11 protein-coding genes and 1 pseudogene are annotated in these 7,722 nt (G+C 60.5%); 3 read left to right on the top strand and 9 right to left on the bottom strand.

Annotated features, from left to right (window positions below; genetic code table 11):
• From EN781_RS19520 to EN781_RS19535, 4 genes are all read right to left on the bottom strand, one after another.
• Positions 1-587 (bottom strand): beta-ketoacyl synthase N-terminal-like domain-containing protein (locus EN781_RS19520; protein WP_281034381.1); only part of this gene is annotated, 587 nt, incomplete at its 3' end.
• Entirely contained in the window at positions 588-869 is a 282-nt protein-coding gene (locus tag EN781_RS19525) for an acyl carrier protein (protein ID WP_029356634.1), read from the bottom strand.
• A 112-nt stretch (positions 870-981) separates the two neighbouring features.
• Positions 982-1,371, bottom strand: a complete 390-nt coding sequence (locus EN781_RS36000) for a hypothetical protein (RefSeq protein WP_348631388.1) — start codon at positions 1,369-1,371, stop codon at positions 982-984.
• 348 nt (positions 1,372-1,719) lie between these two features.
• On the bottom strand, positions 1,720-1,995 hold the full coding sequence (locus EN781_RS19535; protein ID WP_029356636.1) for a hypothetical protein: 276 nt from the start codon (positions 1,993-1,995) through the stop codon (positions 1,720-1,722).
• Positions 1,996-2,404: 409 nt separating this feature from the next.
• Between EN781_RS19535 and EN781_RS19540 the strand changes: the two genes are divergently transcribed.
• Together EN781_RS19540 and tnpB are read left to right on the top strand one after the other, a co-directional pair.
• A complete protein-coding gene (locus tag EN781_RS19540) occupies positions 2,405-2,878 on the top strand; it encodes a transposase (RefSeq protein ID WP_126038011.1) in 474 nt (157 codons plus the stop codon).
• Positions 2,879-3,178: 300 nt separating this feature from the next.
• Complete coding sequence (gene tnpB / locus EN781_RS35835) at positions 3,179-3,334, top strand: IS66 family insertion sequence element accessory protein TnpB (RefSeq protein WP_084831567.1); 156 nt, start codon at positions 3,179-3,181, stop codon at positions 3,332-3,334.
• A gap of 46 nt (positions 3,335-3,380) precedes the next feature.
• Here tnpB and EN781_RS35840 read toward each other — a convergent pair whose 3' ends face one another.
• Together EN781_RS35840 and EN781_RS19555 are read right to left on the bottom strand one after the other, a co-directional pair.
• Positions 3,381-3,581, bottom strand: a complete 201-nt coding sequence (locus tag EN781_RS35840) for a tyrosine-type recombinase/integrase (protein WP_029356645.1) — start codon at positions 3,579-3,581, stop codon at positions 3,381-3,383.
• The gene (locus EN781_RS19555) at positions 3,578-4,372 is read right to left on the bottom strand and encodes a tyrosine-type recombinase/integrase (RefSeq protein WP_240992878.1); all 795 of its coding nucleotides are present in this window, start codon (positions 4,370-4,372) and stop codon (positions 3,578-3,580) included. The genes EN781_RS35840 and EN781_RS19555 overlap by 4 nt, the downstream gene beginning before the upstream one ends.
• 1,123 nt (positions 4,373-5,495) lie before the next feature.
• Between EN781_RS19555 and EN781_RS19560 the strand changes: the two genes are divergently transcribed.
• Positions 5,496-5,912 (top strand): hypothetical protein, encoded by a 417-nt coding sequence (locus tag EN781_RS19560; protein WP_126038008.1) that lies wholly within the window; start codon positions 5,496-5,498, stop codon positions 5,910-5,912.
• Between the two features lie 251 nt (positions 5,913-6,163).
• Here EN781_RS19560 and EN781_RS36005 read toward each other — a convergent pair whose 3' ends face one another.
• The 3 genes and pseudogenes from EN781_RS36005 to EN781_RS19585 form a co-directional block, all read right to left on the bottom strand.
• Entirely contained in the window at positions 6,164-6,946 is a 783-nt protein-coding gene (locus EN781_RS36005; RefSeq protein WP_245455122.1) for a redoxin domain-containing protein, read from the bottom strand.
• 40 nt (positions 6,947-6,986) lie between these two features.
• The gene (locus tag EN781_RS19580) at positions 6,987-7,373 is read right to left on the bottom strand and encodes a DUF411 domain-containing protein (RefSeq protein ID WP_240992590.1); all 387 of its coding nucleotides are present in this window, start codon (positions 7,371-7,373) and stop codon (positions 6,987-6,989) included.
• Positions 7,374-7,422: 49 nt separating this feature from the next.
• A pseudogene (locus EN781_RS19585) lies at positions 7,423-7,551 on the bottom strand (multicopper oxidase domain-containing protein); the annotation flags it as partial.
• Positions 7,552-7,722: the final 171 nt, after the last annotated feature.

Here is a 7,722-nt window from a genome sequence, read left to right on the forward strand (position 1 = left end):
CCCCATGCGAACGGCGCGTCGCTGCCCCCGGAAACCATTACGTCGGCCCGGCCCAGCTTGATCTGATCCACCGCCGAGGCGATCGCATGGTTGGCCGAGGCACATGCGGAGGTCACCCCGAACACCGGCCCGCGCAAGCCGAGGCTCAAGCTAAGATGGACGGAAGCGGCGCTGGGCATCACCTTTACTCCAGTGAAGAGTTCAGCACGGATTGCGCTACCCAAAAGCAGTGAGCGGTAAGTTTGTTCTGTTGCGTATGAACCGGTAAATCCGACGCCCACTGTCGCGCCGAAGCGATGGGCATTCCCTTCGTCGCAGGAAAGTCCGGCCTGCCGCATGGCTTCGCGCGCTGCAAGCACGGCGAGCAAGCTGAAGCGGTCCATGGAGATGAGATGCCCCCGGTTGATGTCGTGCTCGGGCAGCGCCTTGATCTCAGCGCCCGTCATGCCCTCCAGGTCATGAAGCTCGGAATTGACGAGCGGGCCGATGGCGGAGCGGCCTTCGCGCATCTCTTTCCACATAGAGGCGGCGTCGGTGCCCAGTCCGCACAGGCCGCCCACTCCGGTGATGACGACGCGCCTGTCCATTCAAGCCTCCTTCGCAAGCAAGCCGCGGACGGCGTCCACGACGTCGCCGACATTCTTGAGATTGGACCAGGCATCGGCCGTGTTCATATCGATCTTGATGCCGTAGGCCTGTTCCACATCCCAGAGGACGTCCGCCAAACCCAGCGAATCGAACCCGAGCGCGTCCAGTTCCGTGGCGATTGTTATCTCGCCGACGAATGACGCAGGCATTCCCTCACCGCTCTCCGACTCGGCGCGTTTCTTGATCAGGGCAATGACGTCCATTGCGAATTGATCGGCCATTCTGTTTCCTATCTTTCTTTCCAACGTTTCGACCTGGACGCGGCTCCGTTCCTGAGGCGCGCCGCCTCGCGAAAATAGCCACCACGCTTGTGCGACTGACAAAGCCCAATGCTCATAAAGCCGGATCAGGTCCGGCCGGTGTGTGGCGTAGGTGCAGTATGACGATGTGAGCCGCTACACCGTGCGCGTCGTAGCCGATTGCGCGGGCTTCCGGTCTCGCGCCGGCCCAACGCGGCCGCTTTCGAATGACTTTGCGTGGAAGGTTCCCAGTCTGTCCATAGGCTCGGAAGAAGTCGGACAGTTTGACATGGCCGGTCAGTTGCAACTCCCTTTCCCAACACTCCACTGCCCGGTAGAGCGCATGAAAAATCTCCTTTCGGGCGGTTCTTAAGACGCTCGCCACGCCATGAGGCAGTGGGGCATCGGTGTGCGTCAGGTGCTTCTGCCCATGCAGGATTCCACAACATTGATGAAATCGTTTGTTTCGATGAAAGGCATCCACACTTTGGATAGTTGACCACGCGTTTCAAAGATCGTGAACTACATCTCGTCGTTGTGCTCGACGCACTTCCGACAAGTAACCTCACGGGCGCGGCATGCAGGATGAGCCCAGCCGGTCATGAGTGCGGCCTTGCCGGGTCGGGCAATAGGCAGTCATGCCCTTCCTTCTGGTCAAGCACTCCGAACAACATTTCCCCCATAAATGCTAGATCTTCCGTTGCCTTTTCGCGTCACAGGCCGTCAAACGCCCGGCCGTTCACAACAGTGATCCGGCAAGTGTTTGGCTGCGCGAGACGATGCTGCAGGGAGTCGTCCTGCATGGCACTTCGCTATGATGCTGCGGTGCCGTCTAACGGCGCCTCGTGTTTGAACACACTGAACGGCCACCGCGATCAAAATCGATGGTTCGAGGACCGTTGATCATCACCCCGCCAGCCTCGATCTTGTTTGCCGCCACGAGAGCGACACAGAGACTGCTGGTGAAGATGCCCGCCTGCCCGCTATGTTCCGGATGGTTGACCATCCCGGATGGACCCATCGAGGGTGTCAAGGCGAGCATGACCACAGGCGCGGACAGTTCACGGGCAGGCGCGACGGTGGCTGCAAAGCAACGTCGCGCCAGCATGCGATCTCAGCAGGATCGGCACCATCCTGTCAGGGAGCAATGCGAGTGGCTGGCTTAGCCGCTGCGACGCTGCCCGGCATCGATGACGAGGACCTGGCGCCGTGCGAGGAGCAAGAGTAGACGGATAGTATGCGCGGGAGTGGCGACCGACCACCTTGTTTCTAAGGCAGACTGAAAGCGGCTCTTACCGGGCGGCTACGCTGTTTCAGAGACTGGGGCGTCGTGCACATCCAGCCGATACTCTTTGTTGCGGATTGCGAACCGATTGCATTGCCGCAGTTACTGGCATCATGTTAACGCGTCGGACGGCGACATTGGCGAGCACGGTTTTGTGGCCGCAGTTGACAAAGCCCATAAGTTCTAGATGCTGCGTGCTAGAATAGATGTTTGAAATCGCAGGGAGTTTCTGATGTCCAACCTTAAGGAAACTGAGGCAACCCAGGCAGCAGGCGAGGTGCCCGTGAAGGAACAGACACCCGATATAAAGGCGCCGAAGACGCGGAAGCGGACCGCGCAGCGCGCAGGTGCTATACGAACCAGAGCCGCCAACTCGGCTCTTCAGGCGTCTTCATCTAAAGCGATCGCTTCGCCTACAGTCCGGGCAGCGCGGAGAAATTACTCTGAGAACGAGCGTGCCCAGAAGCTCGGCGAGATCGAGAAGCAGATCGGACGGGGAGAGAGTATCAAGGCAGCCGTTCAGAACGCTGGAATATCGGAACAGACGTACTATCACTGGAAAAGGGCTGCTGGGCAGACAACACAGAGCGATGAGCTCAAGGATCTTGTGAAGCTTGAAGAAGAGAACGCCCGTCTGAAGAAGCTCCTCGCTGACCGGCTCCGGAAAGAAAACGCCGAGCTCAGGAAAAAGCTCGGGCTTGCTTGAGCCCTTTGCCGCCATAGGCAAAAAGCCCGAAGGGCGACTTACCTGAGCTCCAAGGTGACCTTCTTTTCTTCCTGTGACACAGCGAACAGCGTCGCGCCCCAGCAGCCGATACTGGCGCAACAAGCTGTTTCGACCTGAGACCGGGCAGCCGGCAACTGAAGACGTTCTTGACGAACGCGCCCAGCCGCTCCCGCCGCCAGTGGTGATCGAGCTGGAGGTCGCCGGCAAGGTGCGGCTGCGGATTCCACTGACCACGCCGCCAACACTGGCAGCGGCGATGGTGAAGGCGCGGGGCGTTTCATGATCCCGGTCCCGAGCCAGGTGCGGATCTGGTTGGCGGTGGGCCGGACCGATATGCGTCGCGGAATGCAGCGTCTCGCTCTGCAGGTTCAGGAGACATTGGGCCGGGATCCGCATTTATGCGTCGGGCGAGATTATGTGGCGGAGCCGCCCTGACCCCTTCGGACCGGCCAAACCCAGCTTGCCTCCGCCACATAAACATTCAGATGGAGTTCAGCAGTTGCAGAACGGAGTCATTTGGTCGGAAACGCACGCCGTGATCGCCGGTGACGCCCGCCTTCTCGAGTCCATTGCGCATCATCTCTACATCCGCTGTGGCATAGCGGTGGGTCGTGGCGACCCGTGCATGCCCGAGCCAGGCTTGGATCGTCAAAAGGTCCACGCCGGACTGGAGAAGCTTCATGGCGAGGGAGTGCCGGAAGATGTGCGGCGATATGGGCTTGTCGGCCAAAGCCGGTCTGGTAGGCCCGGCGCTCGTTGCGGGCGCCGAGGAATATCGGTCGCGGCTCGTGATGGGCGATCCCGCGCTCGCTCAACAAGGATGTCAGCGCCCGCAGCCGGGTCCTTAGCAATGGGGACGACGCGGTCTCTACGCCCTTTGCCGCGCAGCAGCACTTGTGGGTGCGGCCGCTCCAACTGAAGGTCGTTTGCGTTGACGCCGGTGGCTTCGGAGGCCCGGGCGCCGGTTCGTGCCAAGAAGAGCAGAAAGGCTCGGTCGCGCCGACCACGGGGCGTCTTTGGATCGGGCGCCGCGATGAGGGTGTCCACTTCGGCCGTGGTGAGGTGGTACGTCACGTCAATGTGCGTCCGTTTAATGGGAATCGTCAGCACGCGTTGGGCGACGCCGAAGGATGCTGGGTCGGCGGCAGCGACGTGGCGGAAGAAAGATCGGATCGCGGCCAAGCGGGCGTTGCGCGTGGTGACGGAATTGTTCCGCTTCTCCTCGAGTTCGTCGAGAAAAGCGAGAACGAGATCTCGATCAGCTCTTCGAGCGCCAACGCCCCCGGCTTCTTCCGCAATCGGGCGGCGGCAAAGAGGATCAGCATGCGCAAGGCATCGCGATAGCTGGCCACGGTCGCGGGAGTCGCATTGCGCTGCTTCGTCAGGCGCCGGCGGAAATAGGACTCCAGGAGCGGCGCTAGGAGTAGGTGTTAGCTCATGCTGCTCCTTGAGCGCGCCGCCATCGAGTGCCACCTCGGCTTGATCAATCAGATCAACGAGGCGTTGACGGTGGTCGAGGCGGATATCGCGGTGCATGCCCACTAGGATCCGACAATCCGTCGCCTGATGACGTTGCCTCCGACGTCACCGTGGGTGCGAACGTTGCCGCGGCAATCGGCAACATTCGGCGCTTCAGCGATCCACAGAGGCTTGTCGCCTACCTTGGCTTCTTCCGAGCGTGCGGCAGTCGGTGAGGGACCGGCCTATCATGGCCGCATCACGAAGCACGTCTCCTGAATCGAAACCTCTATCCGATCGACGAACGCCTCAAGTCTCGCAGGCGAGCAGGGCCGGGCGGGTCCAGATGTAGTCGGTATCCTAATCATCGCCGAGCGTGTTTAGCTTGGGTCGCGCAGAAAGGTGGATGGCGTGAGCGCGCTGAGATGGATCGCCATTTGGGCTAAACGACGGGCCGGCTGACTGGTATGCGCGTTCAATTGATCTGGCGCCTTAAATGCAGGAAGGCTTCGCGGCCGGTACGAGGCGCATCCCTCCTCCGAAGCACGCCCAAGTATCATCACAAGCCCCGAGCGCTCGCGTTCGGCGATGTCCAATTTCCGACAATGTCGAAATACAGTCAGATCTGCTGGATTGACTTTAAATGGTTTTCTCATTTGGCACAGCGCATGCTGGTTATCCGCAAACACGTGACCGACCAACAAGAAGTCGCATGATCACCTCACCAAAACATACAGCCGCGGAACAATCACTTGGCCCGAACTTGCTTATCGCCCTCCCCGTCACCACAACCGGAGCCATCGATGTCTGACGGGCTGCGACCGCGCTTGCCCGGTGACGACCGCTCCGGCTCCGCCCGTTACCGACGAGGCAAAGTGACGGATTTCCTGCTTTTCAACGACATGGAGGTGGTTGTCATTCCCGCTGGGGGACAGACTCGGCCTGTTCAAGGCATTGCGCGAAGGCGGCAAGATGACGGCCACCCGTGCGCGAACTCAAGGAGCGCAGCCTGTATCGTGTATCAGGCAAATAGGCCGTCGGTCAGTGACCTTGACACAGGGGACATGCGCAAGGTCCTGAAGTTTGATGTAGCGATGGAAGGGTGCCAATGACAACAATAGCTTACAGGAACGGAACCATGGCTGGCGACGGCCGAGCCTTGGGTTTTGACTCAGTATCCGTCGGTGAGAAAACGAAGGTGTTTCGCTTATGCGACGGCACACTCATCGGCGTTTCCTCTTCGTCCTTGGGTATTCCAAAGGCCGTTCGAGACTGGGTTGAGAAGGGCATGGATGTTTCTGATATTCCTGTGCCGCGCAACAACGACAATTTTGACTTTGAGGCGCTGATAGTGCGCAAAAATGGGGAAGCCGTACTGTTGGACGGCAATTGGCTGCCAAGTGATCCCGTGAAAGGTGAATATTATGCCATCGGGAGCGGCAAGCAGTATGCTTTGGCCGCGCTGGTTTTGGGCAAGTCAGCTAAGGAAAGCGTCGAAGTTGCCGCGAAACTCGACGTTTTGACTGGAGGCACAGTCACTGCCATAACTCACTAAACCCGCCTTTCGGCGGGAGTGTGACAGTGCGAGCGTGGAAGTAGGGCGCCACCCCGGGGCACGTCGAGCCCTGTCATCTGCTTGCGTTGTTGGACACTGTGAGCTGGTCCATAAGCGCGCGAAAGCGTCCAGTTGTGGCCAAAAGCACGATTTGCGACAGAACCGGCCCGCTTCTATGAGTATGGGCCGCTTTTTGCGGCCAGCGTGCTTGCCATCCTGCCGCCAGTGGCCGTCGCGTTCTTCTTCCAAGGTTACCTCGTCATGAAGTAGAGCACCACGATCTTGTCGGAGAAATCGGAAAGGCGGACGGCCCTTCCGTCCGCGTCGGCCAGTTCGAAAGGCGGCGCGGCCTGCTCGTCGATCGCCTGGAAGAACCTCTCCGCGCTGTCCATCATCTTGTCGAGATCGGCGCCCGGATGGTGGGCCAGCGCGGAGGTCGCGAGGATCAGCGCCAGAAATTGAATCGCAAGCGACGGTTTCGCTTTCATGGACAATGCATTCCGGTTGGGGGCGTTCGAGGGCTCCGCGGCTAGGATTGGTCTCACTGTGTCTGCTCCCGCTCCCGGCGGCTCATCTGCCTGATAGGCGCGTTCCCGCTCGGGCCATGTGCTTTTGATGAAGGCCAGAACGGCCCGGATCTCCTCGTCGGTGAGGACATTCCCGAAGCCCGGCATGTCGCTCTGGTAGCCGCCGCCGACGACCGCGGCCGGTCCCGGCGCCGGCATGCGTCCCGAAGGCAGCGGGCTTTCCAATCGCGCTGACCTTCGCCTGGCTAAAACCGTCTTGCCTAGCGCTATCGCCGCGGCCGGGGCGCCGCCACCGGCCATCCGGTTGGCGAGCCAAGGCAATGTCCAGACCAATCCGTGGCCTGCCGCGGCCACGCATCGATAAGAGGACCGACGCCCTTCTCCTTTGCCGCCGCTGGAGAACAGGTACTTGATCAGCGCGGCCGCCCCGAGGACGAGCACGACGACGACAAGCAGCCACACCAGGCCCATGCCGAACATCATCATGCCGCTCATGCATTCCATCATCGAAGCCTCCTATTCCGTGGCGTAGACGCCGCCGGTCCCGTCAGACTTCCGGATTTCGAGAATCTCGAAGGGCGCTTCCTTCGTGCCACTCATGCCGGGGGAGCCCATCGGCATGCCGGGCAGCGTCATGCCCGTTGATGTCGGGCCGCTCGGTCAAGAGCTTGTTGACCGTGCCGACCGGCACATGGCCGCTCACCACATAGCCGTCGATGAACGAGAGAAGGCAGCCATCGGCTTCCGGCGGAATGCCCTCTTCGCGGCTCATGGCGAAAAGGTCGTGCGTCGGCCTTGACGGTGACAGCGAAGCCGTTTCCTGCAAATAGCCGGCATAACCTTCGCAGCAGCCGCATTGCGGGTTCTTGTAGAGCGTGACGTCCTTTCGCCGGCGAACGCCGGAGCGGCGCCTGACAGGATCGGGCGAGGACAAGAGCTATCAGGGTATTGGACATTTTTGCTTCTCCTTCGGCTTGTGGACTGGTCAGGCGACCGGCCGCCTGGTGTTCGAGAACGTGGCAGTGGAACATCCAATTGCCGGGATTGTCGGCGACGAAGGCGATCTCGACCTTCTCGCGCGGCGAAACCAGCGCCGTGTCCTGCCATTCGCGTTGCTGGAATCGATTTTGCGGAAGTAAAAAGGCCCCGGCGCTGGGTCGGCGCGCAGGGCCTTCAGGCATGTACGAGATACCAGCATGTCCAGTTATGATCGTGCGCTATCATAATGAACAAACGGTGAATGATCGCTATCCGAGGTGCAGGGCGGGCGAGATGGTGGGGGC

The organism is Mesorhizobium sp. M4A.F.Ca.ET.090.04.2.1 (assembly GCF_003999085.1).
Taxonomy (GTDB): domain Bacteria; phylum Pseudomonadota; class Alphaproteobacteria; order Rhizobiales; family Rhizobiaceae; genus Mesorhizobium.

Bases quoted from the DNA above. Each gene is read 5' to 3' on its own strand.
- EN781_RS19525 (WP_029356634.1), bottom strand. From the start codon at position 869: ATGGCCGATCAATTCGCAATGGACGTCATTGCCCTGATCAAGAAACGC.
- EN781_RS19535 (WP_029356636.1), bottom strand. From the start codon at position 1,995: ATGCTGGCGCGACGTTGCTTTGCAGCCACCGTCGCGCCTGCCCGTGAA.
- EN781_RS19540 (WP_126038011.1), top strand. From the start codon at position 2,405: ATGTCCAACCTTAAGGAAACTGAGGCAACCCAGGCAGCAGGCGAGGTG.
- tnpB (WP_084831567.1), top strand. From the start codon at position 3,179: ATGATCCCGGTCCCGAGCCAGGTGCGGATCTGGTTGGCGGTGGGCCGG.
- EN781_RS35840 (WP_029356645.1), bottom strand. From the start codon at position 3,581: ATGAAGCTTCTCCAGTCCGGCGTGGACCTTTTGACGATCCAAGCCTGG.
- EN781_RS19560 (WP_126038008.1), top strand. From the start codon at position 5,496: ATGGCTGGCGACGGCCGAGCCTTGGGTTTTGACTCAGTATCCGTCGGT.
- EN781_RS36005 (WP_245455122.1), bottom strand. From the start codon at position 6,946: ATGATGGAATGCATGAGCGGCATGATGATGTTCGGCATGGGCCTGGTG.